This is a genomic window from Streptomyces sp. XD-27 (assembly GCF_030553055.1).
In the GTDB taxonomy this organism is placed as follows: Bacteria; Actinomycetota; Actinomycetes; order Streptomycetales; family Streptomycetaceae; genus Streptomyces.
The window spans coordinates 4481822-4499251 of record NZ_CP130713.1 but is presented as its reverse complement, the minus strand read 5'-3'; the positions used below and the strand labels follow the sequence as shown (position 1 = coordinate 4499251).

Genomic DNA, 17430 nt, shown 5'->3' with positions numbered 1-17430 from the left:
GGGGCCGCGGCGCGCGCCGGGGCGTTGTCAGACCCTCCTGCCACACTCCCGTACAGGAGATGAGCGACGGCGGAGACGGACGACGGGGGTGCCCGTCTCCGCCCGCGCAACTCTTCCGGGCGGGCGGGGCAGCGGCCGTGACGGACGCGGGGCGGCCTCGCGTCGGCCCTCCGCGCCCGCCCGGAGGCACGGGGCTGACGCTCCATCACCCGACCGGCGGCGCTTGGCGGGCGCCGCCGCGTCATGGCGCACACGATGGCGGTGGACCGCCGGGCGGGCGGTCCGCGACCGCCCATCACAGGAGTAACGCGCCATGACCCTCAGCCTTGCGCAGCTGCGTCGCTGCTCCGTCGCCGTCGACCTCGGCGCCGCGCGGACCCGCGTCTACCTCAAGGGCGCGGGGCGCATCGTGGACGAGCCGAGTGTCGCCGCGGTGAACATGCGTACGGGTGGGCTGATCGCGGTCGGTTCGCCGGCCGAGCGGATGGCGGGCCGTACGCCCGGCCACATCGTGGTGGTGCGGCCCATCTCCGGCGGCGCGGTGGTGGACATCGCCATGGCGCAGCGCATGCTGCGGCAGTTCGTGGGGGACAAGGTGCGGCGGGCGTGGCGCCGCAAGCCGTTGCTGCGCGCCGCCGTCTGCACGCCCTTCGACGCCCATCCGCTCGCGCAGACCGCCGCCGTCGAGACCCTCACCGGTCTCGGCGCGCGGCGCGTGGAGCTGGTGGACACGCTGGTGGCCGCCGCGGTGGGCTGCGGGCTGCCGGTGGAACAGCCCGAGGCCACGATGATCGTGATCTGCGGGGCGACGACGACACAGGTGGCGGTGCTGTCGCTGGGCGCGATCGTGGCCGCCGAGACGGTGCCGCTGGGCGGCGACACCATCGAGCGGGTGGTGATGCAGTATCTGCGGAACGAGCACGAGCTGGTGCTGGCCGGGCCGGACGTGCGCCGCCCGCTCCACGTGGAACTGGGCGGTCCCGACGCGGGGCCGCCCGCCGTGGTGCACGGACGGGACGCCGCCACCGGTTCGCACCGGTCGGTGCGGATCGACCCGGAGGGCCTGCGGGCCGTCATGTACGGCCCGATGACGGGGGTGATCGACGCCATCGGCATCGTGCTGCGGCGCTGCCCACCCGATCTCGTGGCCGATCTCGCCGACCGCGGCATCATGCTGGCGGGCGGCAGCGCGATGCTGCCCGGCCTCGACACGCTGCTGCGGCAGGCGACCGGGATGCCGGTGCACGTCGCCGACGAGCCTGACGTGTGCGCGGTGGAGGGTCTTGGCGCGATGCTGGAGGGACGGGTGCTGCCGCTGCACCTGGAGGCGCTGTCGGTCTGAGTGCCGCTATGGGAACTTCTTTACCCGTCACGGCGGTTGATTGGGTGTGCACCGCTAGTTCACGTCGTACACGAGGAGACATCGCATGGCTCTGTGGGACCGGCTGAGGGCTTCGGCCCAGACGATGCAGACCCAGCTGGAGGCGAAGAAGAACGAGCTCACGAGCGGGGCGTTCCGGGACGCGAGCATGGCGATGTGCGCCCTCATCGCGGCCGCCGACGGCCAGGTCGACCCGTCGGAGCGGCAGCGGGTGGCCTCGCTGATCACCAGCAACGACGTGCTGCGGAACTTTCCCGCCGACGATCTGCAGCGGCGGTTCGACGACTACCTGGGCAAGCTGACCGCCGACTTCTCGCTCGGAAAGGTCAGCGTCATGCAGACGATCGGCAAGGTGCAGAAGAAGCCCACCGAGGCGCGCGCCGTGGTCCAGATCGGCATCGTGATCGGCGGCGCGGACGGCGACTTCGACAAGACGGAGCAGGAGCTCGTGCGCGAGGTGTGCTTCGCGGTGGGCATCAAGCCGGAGGAGTTCGACCTCTAGCGGAACGACGTCATGCCGGATCGCTGAGGCCGGTGACCCGCAGGGTGATGTTGAGGCGACCGGCCGCGAGGCCGGTGGCGGGGCCACCCGTGCCCGGCCGGACCTTGGGCACGCCGTGGTAGGCGAAGCGTGCCGGTCCGCCGAAGACGAACAGGTCGCCGGAGCGCAGTTCGATGTCGGAGTACGGCTTGCCCCGGCTGTCGGGGTTGCCGAACCGGAAGACGCAGGTGTCGCCGATGCTGAGGGAGACCACGGGCGCCGCGGACCGTTCGTCCTTGTCCTGGTGCATGCCCATCCTGGCCTGCCCGTCATAGAAGTTGACCAGGGCGGTGTCGGGGGCGTACGCCTCGCCCGCGGCCGGGTCCCCGTACGCGTCGGCGAGCGCGCGGCGGCCCAGCTCCGCCAGCCAGCCAGGAAAGGCCGCAACCCGCCCGCCGTTCACGTCGTCGGCGGTGCGGCTGTAGCGGTACGGCTGCCAGTGCCAGCCGACGCACACTGTCTGCACGGACATCACCCCGCCGCGCGGCAGCCTGGTATGCCGCATGGGCACGGGACCGGCGGCCCAGCCGCGGCACGCCTCGACCAGCCGGCGCTGCTGGTCGAGGCCGAGCCAGCGCGACAGGTGGACGGCGCCGGGGGCGATCTCGGTACGGACGTGGTCGAGACCGGGAACGGTCTCGGCAGGGGCGTGGCCGGGCCGGAGGCAGCGTCCCCACGGACGTGACCGACACCGGGGGCGATCTCCGCACAGTCCTTACGGGTGCCGGGCATTCCCTCGTCCTCCCCCTCAGGCTCGCCCGGCGGGCACTGCCCGGGCCCCCTCGTGCGCCAGCAGCTGCCGCTTGCGCTCGAGGCCGGCCGCGTAGCCGGTGAGCGAGCCGTCCGCGCCGATCACCCGGTGGCACGGCCGCACCAGCAGCAGCGGGTTCGCCCCGATCGCGGTCCCCAGCGCCCGCACGGCCGCCCGCGCGATGCCGGCCCGGTCGGCGAGCTCCCCGTAACTGGTGGTGGTGCCGTACGGAACGCCCTCCAGCGCCGCCCACACCTTCCGCTGGAAGTCGGTCCCCTGCTCGGTGCAGGTGAGGGTGAAACGGGTCAGCGTGCCGTCGAAGTACGCGTTCAGCTGCCGCGTGACCTCCGCGAACGCGTCGGGGGCCCGCCGCCACCCCTCCCGCACGACGGCCGCGCCCTTCTGCTCCGGCATCGACAGCGAGGCCAGCGCGACCCCGCCCGCCGCGCTCGGCGACTCCTCCCCCACGAGCAGCAGCTCGCCCAGCGGGCTGTCCACCGTCGTATAGACCGTCATGATCGTTTCCTCCCACGGCCGCCACCGACCTCGTGGCGGATCTCTTCGCTCTTCCCGACTCCAGTCTCCGACTCCGCGCCGACGCGCGCTGGCGGGAATCGGACATCGCGTGCCGGACCTCGCGCGGGTGCGGCGGCCCATCGCCATGACAGGAACTCCCGGCCCGCCGTGGCATCAACCTGCCAGCATGCGCGGACATCGCGCCGAGTGGACGGCTCCGGGGCGTGTGCGCGACTACGGTCACGGATCGGGCTGCCGCGGCCCGGCAGAGGAACCCCGCAACACGCACCATCAAGCCGACGAGGATTCATGATCACCAAGTTCCGCATCGCAGAAGCGAACGCGTCCACGGAGTCCGGCATGGCATGCCAGCGGCTCATCCCCTGGACGGGGCAGCAGGAGGAACCCCCGCTGGGCGCCGTGGCCTGCTTCCTGCCCCCGGGTGGCAGCTCCACCCCGGGCCGCGACGACCAGGACAAGGTCATGATCATCCTGGACGGCGTGGGCAGCGTCGACCTGTCCGCGGACGACGAGACCCACACCGAGCCCCTCTCCGCGGGCGACGTCGTGGTCCTGCCCCGCCACCGCGAGCACGTGGTGCACAACCGCATGAACACCCCGCTGACGTGGATATCCCTCCACTGGCCGACGCACGCGCCACAGCCGCGGAAGGCCGACCGAGGGGGCAGCTGATCACGCGTCAGACGCGATGAGCAAGCGAAAGGCCCAGGTCAGTGAGTAACTGACCTGGGCCTCTTCGGAGCCGCCTAAGGGAATCGAACCCTTGACCTACGCATTACGAGTGCGTCGCTCTGGCCAACTGAGCTAAGGCGGCATGCTGCGGAATGACCAGACTGGCAGCCGCAGCGCCGCCAAGTCTACACAGTTTCCGGGGGCGCTCCGTACGGGGCGCCGCGCCGGATGTCCGTGCAGGTCAGGAGGGATCTGGTCAGGAGCAGCGGCTGGCTGGGGGTGGCGGGGTGCCCTCGAGGAGGTAGGTGTTGATCGCCTTGTCGACGCAGTCGCTGCCGCGGCCGTATGCGGTGTGGCCGTCGCCGTCGTACGTCAGCAGGGTGCCGGAGTCGAGTTGGGCGGACAGGGCCTTGGCCCAGCGGTACGGGGTGGCCGGGTCGCGGGTGGTGCCGACGACCAGGATGGGGGCGGCGCCCTTGGCGTGCAGGGCGTGCGGGGCGCCGGTGGAGCGGACGGGCCACGCGGAGCAGTTCAACGAGGCCCAGGCCAGCCCCTCGCCGAAGGCCGGGGATGCCTCGCGGAAGGCGGGGAGGGCCTTCTGCACCTCGCCGGGGGTGCGGAAGGACGGGGGCAGGTCGAGGCAGTTGACGGCGGAGTTGGCGTACATGAGGTTGGCGTACTTGCCGTCCTTCCGCTCGTAGTAGAGGTCGGCGAGCTGGAGGAGGGGGGCGCCGTCGCCGTTCATGGCGGCTCGCAGGGCCGAGCGGAGCTGGGGCCAGGAGCTCTCGTCGTACATCGCGGCGATCACCCCCGTGGTGGCCAGCGCTTCCCCGAGGTCGCGGCCGCCGTCACCGGTCGGCACCGGCGCGCGGTCGAGCCGGTCGAAGAAGGCGGTGAGACGGGAAGCGGCGGTCGCCGGGCCGTCCGTGCCCAGGGGGCAGTCCTCCTGCTTCGCGCAGTCCTCGGCGAAAGCCGTGAACGCCGTCTGGAAACCCGCGGTCTGGTCGCGGTTCACCCGCTCGGCGGGCAGGGAGGGGTCCATCGCGCCGTCGAGGACGAGCCGGCCGACCCGGGCCGGGTAGAGGTCGGCGTACGTGGCCCCGAGGAAGGTGCCGTACGAGGCGCCCACGTACGTCAGCTTCTCGTCGCCGAGCGCCGCCCGCAGGACGTCCATGTCGCGGGCCGCCTCGACCGTCGAGACATGGCCGAGGAGTTCGCCGCTGCGCCGCTCGCAGCCGCCCGCGAAGTCCCTGAACGCCGTGACCAGCCGGTCGACCTCGGCCCCGTTGTCCGGGGTCTGGTCGGTCTGGGTGTACGCGTCCATCTGCCGGTCGGTGAGGCACTCCACGGGGGTGCTGCGCGCCACGCCGCGCGGGTCCATGGCCACCATGTCGTATCGGGCCCGCACCGGCGCCGGATAGCTGGCACCCGCGTAACCGTGCAGATAGCCGATGGCGGAGCCGCCCGGTCCGCCCGGGTTGACCAGCAGGGAACCGATCGGCTTGCCGCGCCCCGTCGCCTTCTTGCGGGAGACCGCCAGCTTCAGGTCGTCGGCGGCCCGGGGCCGGTTGTAGTCCAGGGGGCCCTGAGGGTGGCGCATTCGAAGCCGGTCGCCTCGCAGGCGTGCCAGTTCAGCTTCTGCTCGTAGTAGCGCTTGAGAGCGGCCGGAGGGCCCGCCTCGGCGCCTCGGCTCGTGCCCGAGGGGTCGCCGGAGTCCTCCGACGTGCACCCCGAAATCAGCAGGGCCGCTGCCGCCAGCACCGTGCCGGTGCTGCGGAGTCTGCGGCTGATGTCCATCGATCGGCGCCCTTCGGTCCGTCACTGCGCGGCATCGGCTGTGCGGAGCGTATCCGGGCAACTACGCTCCATGTGCAAACGGACCCACCCGTACGGGGGACAGGCACCCGTACGGGTGACAGGCCGCCCCGATCCCGTCCTGGACGCGCACATCGGGACGCGGTCGGGAGGGGAACGGGAAGCGGGAAGCGGGAAGCGGAATGAGTTGGGGAGACCCGGTCCCGGTGGTGCGTCAGCCTGACCGCAGGGCCATCGTCATCGCCTCCACCGCCAGCAGCGGCGCCACATTGCTGTCCAGAGCCTGGCGGCACGCGGTCACCGCCTCGATACGGCGCAGTGTCCGCTCCGGCCGCGACTCGCGCGCCACCCGCTCCAGCGCGTCGCGCACGTCGGCGTTGGCTATCGCCACCTCCGAGCCGAGCTGGAGCGCCAGCACGTCACGGTAGAAGCCCGTCAGGTCGGTCAGCGCGAGGTCGAGGGTGTCGCGCTGCGTACGGGTCGCGCGGCGCTTCTGCCGGTCCTGGAGCTCCTTCATGGCCCCCGCCGTGCCGCGCGGGAGCCGCCCGCCGGGGCCGGCGGCGGCGCCCAGGGCGGCGCGCAGTTCCTCGGTCTCCTTCGTGTCGACCTCTTCCGCGAGTTGCTTGGCGTCCTCGGACGCCGCGTCGATCAATTCCTGCGCCGCTTTCAGGCAGCCCCCACGTCGTCCACGCGCAACGGCAGCTTGAGGACGGCCGCCCGGCGGGACCGTGCCCGCTCGTCGGTGGCGAGGCGGCGGGCCCGTCCTATGTGGCCCTGGGTGGCGCGGGCGACAGTGGCGGCGAGGTCCGCGGCGATGCCGTCGCGACGGACCAGGACGTCCGCCACGGCGCCGACCGGAGGCGTACGGAGCGTGAGGTGGCGGCACCGGGAGCGGATCGTCGGCAGGACGTCTTCGAGAGACGGCGCGCACAGCAGCCACACGGTGCGGGGCGCGGGCTCTTCGACGGCCTTCAGCAGGACGTTGGCCGCGCCCTCGGTCAGCCGGTCGGCGTCCTCCAGGACGATGACCTGCCAGCGGCCGCCCGCCGGGGAGAGTTGGGCGCGGCGCACCAGCTCCCGGGTCTCCTTGACGCCGATGCTGAGCAGATCGGTACGGACGACCTCCACGTCGGCATGCGTGCCGACCAGGGCGGTGTGGCAGCCGTCGCAGAACCCGCAGCCGGGCACCCCGCCGAGGGCCCGGTCCGGGCTGACGCACTGCAGCGCGGCGGCGAACGCCCGGGCGGCGGTGGCCCGCCCGGAGCCGGGCGGGCCGGTGAAGAGCCAGGCGTGCGTCATCTTGGACGCGGTGGGGGCGGTGGTGGGGGCGGCGTGTGCGTCGGGCCCGGAGGTGGTCGCACCTGGTGTGCCGGTGGCCGCGGAAACGCCCGCGGCGATGGGCGCGCGGGAACCCGCCCCCTCGCGGGAACCTGCCCCCTCGGCCGCCGCGGTCGCCGCAGCGGTGACCAACGCGTCCGCGTCCCGCGCGGCAGCGGTGAGCTGGACAGCCACCCGGTCCTGCCCGACCAGGTCGTCCCACACGGCCATCGTCGCCTCCCGCATGGCGTTCTCGCGGTCATTCCCGCACGGTCGTCCCGCGGGGATCTCCATTGTGGGGCACGGCACTGACAACACCGGCCGGACGGTGTGCGGCCACCCGCGCGGCGGGCCCGCGCTGGGCCGTGCGCGGGAGGGGTCGCGCTGGACGCGCGGTCCGGGCGCCGCCGCCCCAGCACCGGCGCCCTGAGTGGGAGAGGGGAGACCCTCTGGCGGGTCTCCACCGGATGGCGGCCGGGCTCGGTGTGGGCCCGATTACGCGTGGCAGCCGGGCTCAGCATGGCCCGATTTCGCGTGGTGGCCGGGTTACGCGTGGCAGCCAGGCACCGCGTGGCCGGGTTACCCGTGGCGGCGAGGCTCCGCGCGGCCCGATTACGCGTGGAGGCCGGGCTCCGCGTGGCCGGGTTACGCCTGGTGGCCGGGCTCCGCAGCCCGGCCACACCGCCGACCTGCGGCGTCATACGAGCCCCGCCCACCGGGGGCTCGAGGGCGCCCCGGAGCCGGTCCGGGAGGGTCCGGGAGGGTCCGGGAGGTTGGCCAGGGCGACGGAAACCCCGAGGCCGGGCGGAGGCCGCTGCCGCTCAGCGGTGGCGGTGGGGGCCGTCCTCGTCGTCGTACGGGCCGAGAAGCTCGTCGGCCAGCGTCGGCAGGTCGTCCAGCGGGGTCTCCTCCGCCCACTCCGGGCGGCGCCGCTGGCGACCGCGGGGCTGCGGCTCGGCGTGTCCGGGCTCCGGGTACGGCTGGGCGGCCTGGGCCGGGTCCACGTGGGGCAGCTCACGAGTGCGCTCGTTGCCCGGGTCCCCTGCCGCCGGGACGGCGGCTCCGTCCTCCCGACGGAACAACCACGACGGCACCCGGTCCGCGGGGTCGGCGGGCCGGTCCGGGCCCACGGACGGCAGCACCGCCGTCTCGTCGGCAGGGCCCGCGGCCGGAGGAGCCGTCGGCGGCGCGGGAGGCGCGGGAGGCTGCGGAAGGACCGCCGTCTCCTCGGCGTCAGCACCGTCGTACCCCTGCCCACCGTGATCGCCGCCGGGGCGAACGTCACCGTGGGTCTCCCCCGGCCGAACCGGCGGCAGGACCGTCGTCTCCTCCGCCGGGTCGGGGCGACCTGCGGCGTGCTCGCTGCCGAACGCACCACCGTGCTCCGGGCTTACGGATGGCAGTACGGCGGTCTCATCGGCGGCCCCGGTGGCTCCGGCGGCCCCAGCGGCACCGGCCGCACCGGCTGCCCCGGCGGCTCCAGCGGCTCCAGCGGCTCCAGCGGCTCCAGCGGCTCCAGGTCCGCCAGACGCACCGGATGCCCCGGACGCTCCGCTCCCGTCCGCCGCATCGTCACCACGCAGCGCGCGCGGATCCACGCGCGGCGTCTGGACGGTCTCCGTCGTGTCGGCCGTGTCCGCCGCGCTGCCGCGACCGGCAGGGCCCGCTTCCTCAGCCGCCTTGGCCATGCCAGCCGTCTTGGCCATGCCAGCCGCCTTGGCCGTGTCGGCCGTCTCGGCTGTGTCGGCCGACTCTGCTGTCCTCGTCTCGGCGTCCGATGCGCTCCGCGGCGCGACCGTCGGCGTCTCCACCGTCGGCGCCTCGTCGGCGGGGATCCGCGGATCCCGCCGCCCGGCCGCCGCGGCCCTCTTGGCGGTCTCGGCGGTCTCGGCCGCATCCACCACGTCCGCCGCCTCGGTGGCGTCAGCCGTCGCACCCGCCGCTCCCCGCGCATCGTGCCCCGCGGTACCCACCGACGGCGTCTCCACCGTCGTCTCGTCAGCCGCCCCTGCCGACCGGCCCCACCGGGCCGACCGAGCAGACCCGGTCTCCTCGGCACCGGGCCGCGCGGACACCGCCTTCCCTCCGGAGGGCGGGTTCACCCCGGCGGACTCCGAGGACACCGGCGCGGAACCCGCCGCTGGAGCAGCAGCGGATCCCGCCGCAGCCTCAGCCGCCGCAGCCGCGGCCGCTTCCTCAGCCCGCCGGCGCTCTTCCGCCCGCCGACTCTCCTCGGCCCGCCGGCTCTCCTCGGCCCGTCGAGCCTCCTCAGCCCGTCGCGTCTCCTCGGCCCGTCGAACCTCCTCAGCCCGTCGAGCCTCCTCGGCCTGTCGAGCCTCCTCAGCCCGCAGCAGCGCTTCCTCCGCCTGCCGCTGGGTCTCCAGGCGGCGCGCCTCCGCCTCGGCCCGCTGCCGGGCCTCCTCCTCGGCCTGAAGGCGGCGCCGCTCCTCCTCGGCGGCCCGCGCCCGGTCCTCCGCCTCGATGCGCCGGCGCTCCTCCTCGGCTCGCCGGGCGGCGTCCTCGGCTCGCTTGCGGGCCTCCTCGGCCTGGCGCTCGGCCTCCAGTCGGCGCGCCTCCTCCAGCTCGCGGCGCTTGCGCTCCTCTTCCTCCGCACGCGCCTTGGCCAGGGCTTCCTGGCGCTCGCGCTCCAGCCGCTCCTCCTCGGCCTTCCGCGCGGCCTCCTCCGCCGCCTTGCGGCGAGCCTCCTCCTCGGCGGCCTTGCGGGCCTCCTCCAGGGCCTTCAGCTCCGCCTCCGACAGCGGCAGCATCTGGTCGAGCCGGTGCCGTACGACCGCGGTCACGGCCTCCGGCAGCTGGCCCGCGTCCACGACCAGGTAGCGGGCGGGGTCGGCGGCGGCGAGGGTGAGGAATCCGGCGCGTACCCGCTGGTGGAACTCGGCGGGCTCCGACTCCAGCCGGTCCGGCGCCTCGGTGAACCGTTCCCGCGCGGTCTCCGGGGAGACGTCGAGCAGGACCGTCAGATTCGGCACCAGGCCGTCCGTGGCCCACCGCGAGATACGGGCGATCTCGGTCGGGGCCAGGTCGCGGCCCGCGCCCTGGTAGGCCACCGAGGAGTCGATGTAGCGGTCGGAGATGACGACGGCGCCGCGCTCCAGGGCGGGGCGGACGACGGAGTCGACGTGCTCGGCGCGGTCGGCCGCGTACAGCAGGGCCTCCGCGCGGTGCGAGATCCCGGCGCTGGAGACGTCCAGCAGGATCGAGCGCAGCCGCTTGCCGATCGCGGTCGCGCCCGGTTCGCGGGTGACGACCACCTCGTGGCCCTTGCCCCTGATCCACTCCGCCAGCGCCTCCACCTGCGTGGACTTGCCCGCGCCGTCGCCGCCCTCCAGGACGATGAAGAAGCCGGTGGCGGCCGACGCCTCGACCGGTTCGCCGCCGAACAGCGCCTCGCGCAGGTCGCGGCGGAGCGGCACGCCCTGCCGGTCGTCGGTCTTGCCCAGGATCAGCGCGGCGACGGGCAGCAGCAGGGCGCCCACGAGCATCAGCGTGAAGGCCGCGCCGCCATGGGCGAAGACGAAGTCGCCGTTGACCAGCCGGTGCGGCCCTATGGCGGCGGCCAGCAGCGGCGCCGCGACCGCGCCGAGCCCGACGAAGACGCGGACCACGGCGTGCAGGTGCTCGGTGGTGCGGACCCTGCGCGGCTCCTCGGTCTCCTGGTCCAGCAAGGTGTGGCCGATCTGCGCCGCGACGCCCGCGGACACTCCGGCGATCGCGATGATCAGAAGCACCGTCGTGGCGTCGTGCACCAGGCCCGCCACGAGCAGCGCCAGCCCCGTCAGCGCGATGGACAGCGCGAGCATCCGCCGCCGGGAGAGCCCGGGCAGCAGCTTCGGTGCCGTACGGATCCCGAGCACCGGACCGCCGGTCAGCGCCAGCACCAGCAGCGAGAAGCCGACCGGGCCGCCGCCGAGGTCCACGGCCTGGAGCGCGGCGACGCCGACCGCCGCCGCGACGGCCCCGGCGACCGCCGCGCAGGCCAGCACCAGGTGCGGGAGGGCGCCGGTGCGGCCCTTGTCGGGACCGGAGGCGAGCCGCGGACGGCGCAGCCCCTCCAGCGGGGAGCGCGCGCGGGGCGTCTGCGCGCCGGGCAGTTCGAGGAAGACGAGGAGGGAGACCGCGGCGGCGAAGAGCCCGGCCGCGACATACGAGCCGAGCGCCGCCTGGTGGTCGTGGAACCACTCGATGCCGGAGCCGAGCAGGTTGCCGAAGAGCGTGGCGACCAGCAGCACCGTGGCGGCGATCGGCAGTGCCACGAACGTCGTGCGGAGCGACAGCCGCCGCAGCGCGTCCATGTGGTCCGGCAGCGGCCGGACGGCGGCGCCCTCGGCGGGCGGGGCCGGGAGCAGCGCCGGAGCCGCGTCGTCCTTGGCGACCGTCCAGAACCGCTCGGCGACGCCGACGACGAAGGCCGTGATCAACAGCCAGGCGAGCGCGTCCTGCGGGGCCCAGTCGATCCACAGCGGTGCGATGACGAGCAGCGCGAGCCGCACCCCGTCCGCACCGATCATGGTCCAGCGGCGGTCGAGCGGGCCGGCGGGCCCGACGAGCGCGGAGACCGGGCCGAGCAGCACCGCGCCGAACAGCACGGTCGCGAAGAGCCGTACGCCGAGCAGCGTGGCGACGGCGAAGGCCGCACCGCGGTAACCGCCGCCGAAGGCGCCGTCGGCGACGGCGGCCTGCAGGGACAGCAGCAGGAGGACGAGCACCGCCAGGGCGTCCGCGACGGTGCTGACGAGCTGGGCGCCCCACAGTCGCCGCAGCGGCTGGTAGCGCAGCAGGGCCCGTACGGCACGCTCGCGGGAGTCCGCGGCAAGGGCGCCGGAGGTGGCGGTCACGTCCGTTGGCTGCTCGGATCGCGTCATCCCGCCAGCCTATCCGGATCGGGTCAATCCACGGGCGTCGCGCCCGAACAAAGAGGCGGGCCGGGGTGGATTCCCGCGGTACGGGTGGTTTTCCGCGGCGCGCCGACCACGGGCGTACGTCCGTACGTCGCGATCACGCGTCGTACGCGAGTACACGCCGTACGCGAGTACACGCCGCACACGACCACGCGTCGCACGCGGGTACGGCGCGGCACGGGGTACGGCGCGGCACGGGGTACGACGCGGCACGGGGTACGACGCGGCACGGGGTACGACGCGGCACGGGGTACGACGCGGCACGGGGTACGACGCGGCGCGCGAGCGCACCGCATGCCGCGCCCGCGCGCCACCACCTCCCGAAGACCGGGTTCCGGTCCCCGCCGCGCCGCGGTCGGCTGTCGCTGCCGACCGCGGGACACGCGGGGCGCCGGGAGCTACTCCCCGTTGACCGGCGTCGGCTCCGCCGCGGCCGTCTTGGCCGCCGCGGTCTTGGCCGCGGCCTTCTTCGCCGTCGTCTTCTTGGCGGTCGTCGTCTTGGCGGCGGTCTTCTTCGCCGCCGTCTTCTTCGCCGGGGCCTTCTTCGCGGCCGTCTTCTTCGCCACCGCCTTCTTGGCGGTCTTCTTGGCCGTCTTCTTCGCCGGGCCCTTGGCGCGCTTCTCCGCCAGCAGCTCGTAGCCGCGCTCGGGCGTGATCGTCTCGACGCTGTCGTCGGTCCGCAGCGTCGCGTTGGTCTCGCCGTCCGTGACGTACGGGCCGAACCTGCCGTCCTTGACCACCACCGGACGCTCGCTGACCGGGTCGGTGCCCAGCTCCTTCAGCGGCGGCTTGGCCGCGGCCCGGCCGCGCTGCTTGGGCTGCGCGTAGATCGCGAGCGCCTCGTCCAGCGTGATCGTGAAGAGCTGCTCCTCGCTCTCCAGCGAGCGCGAGTCGGTGCCCTTCTTCAAATACGGGCCGTAGCGGCCGTTCTGCGCGGTGATCTCCACGCCCTCCGCGTCCGCACCCACGACGCGCGGCAGCGACATCAGCTTGAGCGCGTCCTGCAGCGTCACGGTCTCCAGGGACATGGACTTGAACAGCGAGGCGGTCCGCGGCTTGACGGCGTTCTTGCCGGTCTTCGGGGTGCCCTCGGGCAGCACCTCGGTGACGTACGGCCCGTACCTGCCGTCCTTGGCGATGATCTCGTGGCCGGTCTTCGGGTCCGTACCGAGCTCGAAGTCGCCGCTCGGCCTGGCCAGCAGCTCCTCGGCGTGCTCGACCGTCAGCTCGTCCGGCGCCAGGTCACCGGGGATGTCGGCGCGCTGGTGGCCCTCCGCGTCCTTCTCGCCCCGCTCGATGTACGGGCCGTAGCGGCCGACGCGCAGCACGATGCCGTTCCCGACGGGGAAGGAGGAGACCTCGCGGGCGTCGATCGCGCCCAGGTCGGTGACCAGCTCCTTGAGGCCGCCGAGGTGGTCGCCGTCGCCGTTGCCGGCCTCGGCGGCGCCGCCTTCGCCCGCGCCCTCGCCGAAGTAGAAGCGCTTCAGCCACGGCACGGCCTGGGCCTCGCCGCGCGCGATGCGGTCGAGGTCGTCCTCCATCTTCGCGGTGAAGTCGTAGTCGACCAGTCGGCCGAAGTGCTTCTCCAGCAGGTTGACCACGGCGAAGCTCAGGAAGGACGGGACCAGCGCGGTGCCCTTCTTGAAGACGTAGCCGCGGTCGAGGATGGTGCCGATGATCGACGCGTACGTCGACGGGCGGCCGATCTCGCGCTCTTCCAGCTCCTTGACCAGCGACGCCTCGGTGTAGCGGGCCGGGGGCTTGGTGGCGTGGCCGTCGGCGGTGATCTCCCGCGCCGTGAGCCCGTCGCCCTCGGCGACCTGCGGCAGCCGCCGCTCGCGGTCGTCCAGCTCGGCGTTCGGGTCGTCGGCGCCTTCGACGTACGCCTTCATGAAGCCGTGGAAGGTGATCGTCTTGCCGGAGGCGGAGAACTCGGCGTCCCGCCCGTCGGAGGCCCGGCCGCCGATCTTGACGGTGACGGAGTTGCCGACGGCGTCCTTCATCTGGGAGGCGACGGTCCGCTTCCAGATCAGCTCGTAGAGCCGGAACTGGTCGCCGGTGAGGCCGGTCTCGGCCGGGGTGCGGAAGCGGTCGCCGGAGGGCCGGATCGCCTCGTGCGCCTCCTGCGCGTTCTTGACCTTCCCGGCGTACGTGCGCGGCTTCTCCGGCAGGTAGTCGGCCCCGTACAGCTGCGTGACCTGCGCACGGGCGGCGGAGACGGCGGTCTCCGACAGCGTCGTGGAGTCCGTACGCATGTAGGTGATGAAGCCGTTCTCGTACAGCTTCTGCGCCACCTGCATGGTGGCCTTGGCGCCGAAGCCCAGCTTGCGGCTCGCCTCCTGCTGGAGGGTGGTCGTGCGGAACGGGGCGTACGGCGAGCGGCGGTACGGCTTGGACTCGACCGAGCGGACGGCGAAGGCCGAGTCGGCGAGCGCGGCGGCCAGCGCCCGGGCGGCGGCCTCGTCCAGGTGCAGCACGTCGGTCTTGAGCTGCCCGTTCGGGCCGAAGTCGCGGCCCTGGGCGACCCGGCGGCCGTCCACGCTGGTCAGGCGCGCGCCGAAGGTGCCCGGGTCGCTGCTGTCGCCCGCCCGGCCCGTCGCGAAAGTGCCGGTCAGGTCCCAGTACTCGGCGGAGCGGAAGGCGATGCGCTCGCGCTCCCGCTCGACGACGAGCCGGGTGGCCACGGACTGCACGCGGCCCGCCGACAGCCGCGGCATGACCTTCTTCCACAGCACCGGCGAGACCTCGTAGCCGTAGAGGCGGTCGAGGATCCGGCGGGTCTCCTGGGCGTCGACCAGGCGCTGGTTCAGCTCGCGCGGGTTGGCGACGGCCTCGCGGATCGCGTCCTTGGTGATCTCGTGGAAGACCATCCGGCGGACCGGGACCTTGGGCTTGAGCACCTGCTGGAGGTGCCAGGCGATGGCCTCGCCCTCGCGGTCCTCATCGGTGGCGAGGAAGAGCTCGTCGGAGTCGGCCAGCAGCTCCTTGAGCTTCTTGACCTGGCTCTTCTTGTCGGCGTTGACGACGTAGATCGGCTGGAAGTCGTGCTCGACGTCCACGCCGAGGCGGCGCACCTCGCCGGTGTACTTCTCGGGCACCTCGGCGGCACCGTTCGGCAGGTCGCGGATGTGCCCGACGCTCGCCTCGACGACGTAGCCAGGGCCCAGGTAGCCCTTGATCGTCTTCGCCTTGGCGGGCGACTCGACGATGACGAGTCGGCGGCCGCCCTGCGCGGTCTCGCTGGTCGGGGACAACTTCGCTCTTCTCTCCGGTCGACGCTCGGTGAACGGGACCTCTACGGCTCCGTGTCATTACGGTGACGCTGCGGAGTGTGACGGTACATCCCGCCCCCGTGTCAAACGGAAAAAGCCCACAACGCCACTCGAACGGTAACCCGACAAGCGTCCTGTCTGCCGCCCGGACCGGCACACCACTGTCACGAGACCCGCGTCACGCGGGGTGGGGAGCCCTGGTCACACGGAGCCGAGGCACCAGATTCCGCCGCCCAGCGCCGCGGCACCGATGAGGAGGGAAAGAAGCGGCCCGGTAACCGGATGCGCGCCTTCCGCCACCGGCCGGCGCAGCCGGACGCGCACCGCCGTCCACAGCACCAGGCCGAGGCCGAACAGCATGAACGCCGTACCGGCGAAGATCGCGGGTCCGCTCTCCATGCGCGGGAGCATGCCACCTGGGGAAGGCGTCCGCGAGAACCCCGGGTGAACAAAGCGCGTCCGGCCTGTCCAGACGGTTCCCGGCCACATCTCCCGGCCATGTCTCCCGGCCACATCGGTGCGCGGCACGGGCCGGCTCCGGTGGTCGGAGCCCCGGCTACTCGTCCGTCACCGGAAGCAGGAACCCCTGCTCGACCAGGAGCCGGATCGACTCCGGCGTACGGTCGCGGAGCAGCACCGAGTCCTCGCCGAGCAGCTGCGCGATGGCGTCCAGGATGCGGCCCGCGCTGAGCGTTCCGTCGCAGACGCCCGCGAAGCCCGCGCCGACCGTGTCCACCTTGGTCGCCCGCCGCATGCCGCGGTTCTGCCGGAGCACCACGTGCTCCGGGTCCTCCGCCCCCGGCAGCCCGACCTGCTCCTGCACCACCTCGTCGGCCAGCCGGAAGCGCGCGGCGAGCAGCGCGGCGTCGTCGTGCGTCCGCAGATACTCCTGGCGCTCGAAGTGGGCGACGACGGCGGGACCCAGCGGCTGCTCGACCGGGTGCGGCCACTCCTCCACGGTGATCGACGGCCGGTCGGAGCCGGTCTTGCGCAGCGTGATCCAGCCAAGTCCCACGGCCCGCGTCTTGCGGGCCTCGAACTCGGCCAGCCACGCGTCGTACCGCTCGGCATACCGCGCGGGGTCGCCGAGATGGTCCCCCGCGTCGCGCAGCCACAGTTCGGCGTACTGGGTGATGTCCTGCACCTCGCGCTGCACGATCCACGCGTCGCAGCCGCGCGGCACCCAGGACCGCAGCCGGTCGTGCCAGTCCTCGCCCTCGACGTGCTGCCAGTTGGCGAGCAGCTGGCACCATCCGCCGTCGTTGAGGTGGGCCGCGGACTGCTGCACCAGCGTGCGGCACAGCGCGTCGCCGCTCAGGCCCCCGTCGCGGTAGACGAGCCGGGCGCCGGGGGAGATCACGAAGGGCGGGTTGGAGACGATGAGGTCGTACGTCTCGTCGCCGACCGGCTCGAAGAGGGAGCCCTCGCGCAGATCGGCCTCGGGCGCCCCGGACAGCGCCAGCGTCAGCCGCGCGAACCGCAGGGCGCGGGGGTTGAGGTCCGTCGCCGTCACGTGCGTGGCGTGCTGGGCTGCGTGCAGCGCCTGGATGCCGGAGCCGGTGCCGAGGTCGAGCGCCTTGCCCACCGGCGTACGGACCGTCAGTCCGGCCAGCGTGGTGGACGCTCCGCCGACGCCCAGGACCAGTTGGGAGCGGTCCACTGCGGTGGGGCCGTGGCCGCCGATGCCGCCCGCACCGCCGACCGCACAGCCCAGGTCCGAGACGATCCACCAGTCCTGGCCCTCCGGGCCGCCGTACGGCCGCACGTCCACGACCGCGCGCACGGCGTCTTCCGCACCACCGGTCCGTACGGCACCGGCTGCCGTACCACCGGTCCGTACGGGGCCGGCCTCCGCGTCACCGGACCGTACGGCGCCGACGCCGCCCGCTTCGGCGCCGGACCGCACCAGCCAGCCGTCGGCGAGGCAGTCCTCGACGGGCAGCACGGCGCGGGCCCGCCCGTACGGCACGGGGCGCTGCAGCAGGAACAGCCGCACCAGCGTCTCCAGGGCGCCGTCCCCGCGGGTGGCGCGCTCGGCGGGGACCGTCTCCCCGCGCGCGAGGGCGGCGTAGGCGGGCGCGCCGAGCAGGTCGAGCAGGCCCTCGGCGGTGAAGTCGGCCGAACGCAGGGCGTCTCGGAGGCGGGCGGTACGGGCGGGGTCGGCGGTCGGCGGGCCGCTGGGCAGGTGCGTACTCACAGACCCATTGTCAGGGCAGGCGCTGACA

The 17430-nt window shown here is 73.7% G+C and carries 9 protein-coding genes, 1 tRNA gene and 2 pseudogenes; 3 read left to right on the top strand and 9 right to left on the bottom strand.

All coding sequences use genetic code 11. The features are described from left to right. The first annotated feature begins 313 nt into the window (after nt 1–313). Together Q3Y56_RS19330 and Q3Y56_RS19325 are read left to right on the top strand one after the other, a co-directional pair. Complete coding sequence (locus Q3Y56_RS19330; protein ID WP_304463141.1) at nt 314–1342, top strand: rod shape-determining protein; 1029 nt, start codon at nt 314–316, stop codon at nt 1340–1342. An 85-nt stretch (nt 1343–1427) separates the two neighbouring features. Beyond that, nucleotides 1428–1883, top strand: coding sequence for a tellurite resistance TerB family protein (locus tag Q3Y56_RS19325; RefSeq protein ID WP_304463140.1), 456 nt, complete (start codon nt 1428–1430; stop codon nt 1881–1883). Between the two features lie 10 nt (nt 1884–1893). Here Q3Y56_RS19325 and Q3Y56_RS19320 read toward each other — a convergent pair whose 3' ends face one another. Further along, entirely contained in the window at nt 1894–2526 is a 633-nt protein-coding gene (locus Q3Y56_RS19320) for an alpha-ketoglutarate-dependent dioxygenase AlkB (RefSeq protein ID WP_304465685.1), read from the bottom strand. A gap of 144 nt (nt 2527–2670) precedes the next feature. Beyond that, complete coding sequence (locus tag Q3Y56_RS19315; RefSeq protein ID WP_304463139.1) at nt 2671–3189, bottom strand: methylated-DNA--[protein]-cysteine S-methyltransferase; 519 nt, start codon at nt 3187–3189, stop codon at nt 2671–2673. A 309-nt stretch (nt 3190–3498) separates the two neighbouring features. On the opposite strand from Q3Y56_RS19315, the gene Q3Y56_RS19310 reads away from it, so the two are divergent. Next, a complete protein-coding gene (locus tag Q3Y56_RS19310; RefSeq protein WP_304463138.1) occupies nt 3499–3882 on the top strand; it encodes a cupin domain-containing protein in 384 nt (127 codons plus the stop codon). Nucleotides 3883–3950: 68 nt separating this feature from the next. Here the strand turns inward: Q3Y56_RS19310 and Q3Y56_RS19305 are convergent. From Q3Y56_RS19305 to Q3Y56_RS19275, 7 genes and pseudogenes are all read right to left on the bottom strand, one after another. Continuing rightward, nucleotides 3951–4024, bottom strand: a tRNA-Thr gene (locus Q3Y56_RS19305). A 114-nt stretch (nt 4025–4138) separates the two neighbouring features. Continuing rightward, a pseudogene (locus Q3Y56_RS19300) lies at nt 4139–5679 on the bottom strand (alpha/beta hydrolase). A 232-nt stretch (nt 5680–5911) separates the two neighbouring features. Then, nucleotides 5912–7245 (bottom strand): annotated as a pseudogene (locus Q3Y56_RS19295) (DNA polymerase III subunit delta'). A gap of 590 nt (nt 7246–7835) precedes the next feature. Next, nucleotides 7836–11897: a dTMP kinase gene (tmk, locus tag Q3Y56_RS19290; RefSeq protein ID WP_304463137.1), complete on the bottom strand. Its 4062-nt coding sequence runs from the start codon at nt 11895–11897 to the stop codon at nt 7836–7838. Nucleotides 11898–12331: 434 nt separating this feature from the next. Continuing rightward, complete coding sequence (topA, locus tag Q3Y56_RS19285; RefSeq protein WP_304463136.1) at nt 12332–15187, bottom strand: type I DNA topoisomerase; 2856 nt, start codon at nt 15185–15187, stop codon at nt 12332–12334. A gap of 219 nt (nt 15188–15406) precedes the next feature. Continuing rightward, the gene (locus tag Q3Y56_RS19280) at nt 15407–15604 is read right to left on the bottom strand and encodes a hypothetical protein (RefSeq protein WP_304463135.1); all 198 of its coding nucleotides are present in this window, start codon (nt 15602–15604) and stop codon (nt 15407–15409) included. A gap of 157 nt (nt 15605–15761) precedes the next feature. Next, nucleotides 15762–17402, bottom strand: coding sequence for a methyltransferase (locus Q3Y56_RS19275; RefSeq protein ID WP_304463134.1), 1641 nt, complete (start codon nt 17400–17402; stop codon nt 15762–15764). Between the last annotated feature and the right edge of the window lie 28 nt (nt 17403–17430).

Excerpts from the sequence above, each read along its gene's own strand:
- Q3Y56_RS19325 (WP_304463140.1), top strand. The coding sequence starts at position 1,428 with ATGGCTCTGTGGGACCGGCTGAGGGCTTCGGCCCAGACGATGCAGACC.
- Q3Y56_RS19280 (WP_304463135.1), bottom strand. The coding sequence starts at position 15,604 with ATGGAGAGCGGACCCGCGATCTTCGCCGGTACGGCGTTCATGCTGTTC.
- Q3Y56_RS19315 (WP_304463139.1), bottom strand. The coding sequence starts at position 3,189 with ATGACGGTCTATACGACGGTGGACAGCCCGCTGGGCGAGCTGCTGCTC.
- Q3Y56_RS19330 (WP_304463141.1), top strand. The coding sequence starts at position 314 with ATGACCCTCAGCCTTGCGCAGCTGCGTCGCTGCTCCGTCGCCGTCGAC.
- tmk (WP_304463137.1), bottom strand. The coding sequence starts at position 11,897 with ATGACGCGATCCGAGCAGCCAACGGACGTGACCGCCACCTCCGGCGCC.
- Q3Y56_RS19310 (WP_304463138.1), top strand. The coding sequence starts at position 3,499 with ATGATCACCAAGTTCCGCATCGCAGAAGCGAACGCGTCCACGGAGTCC.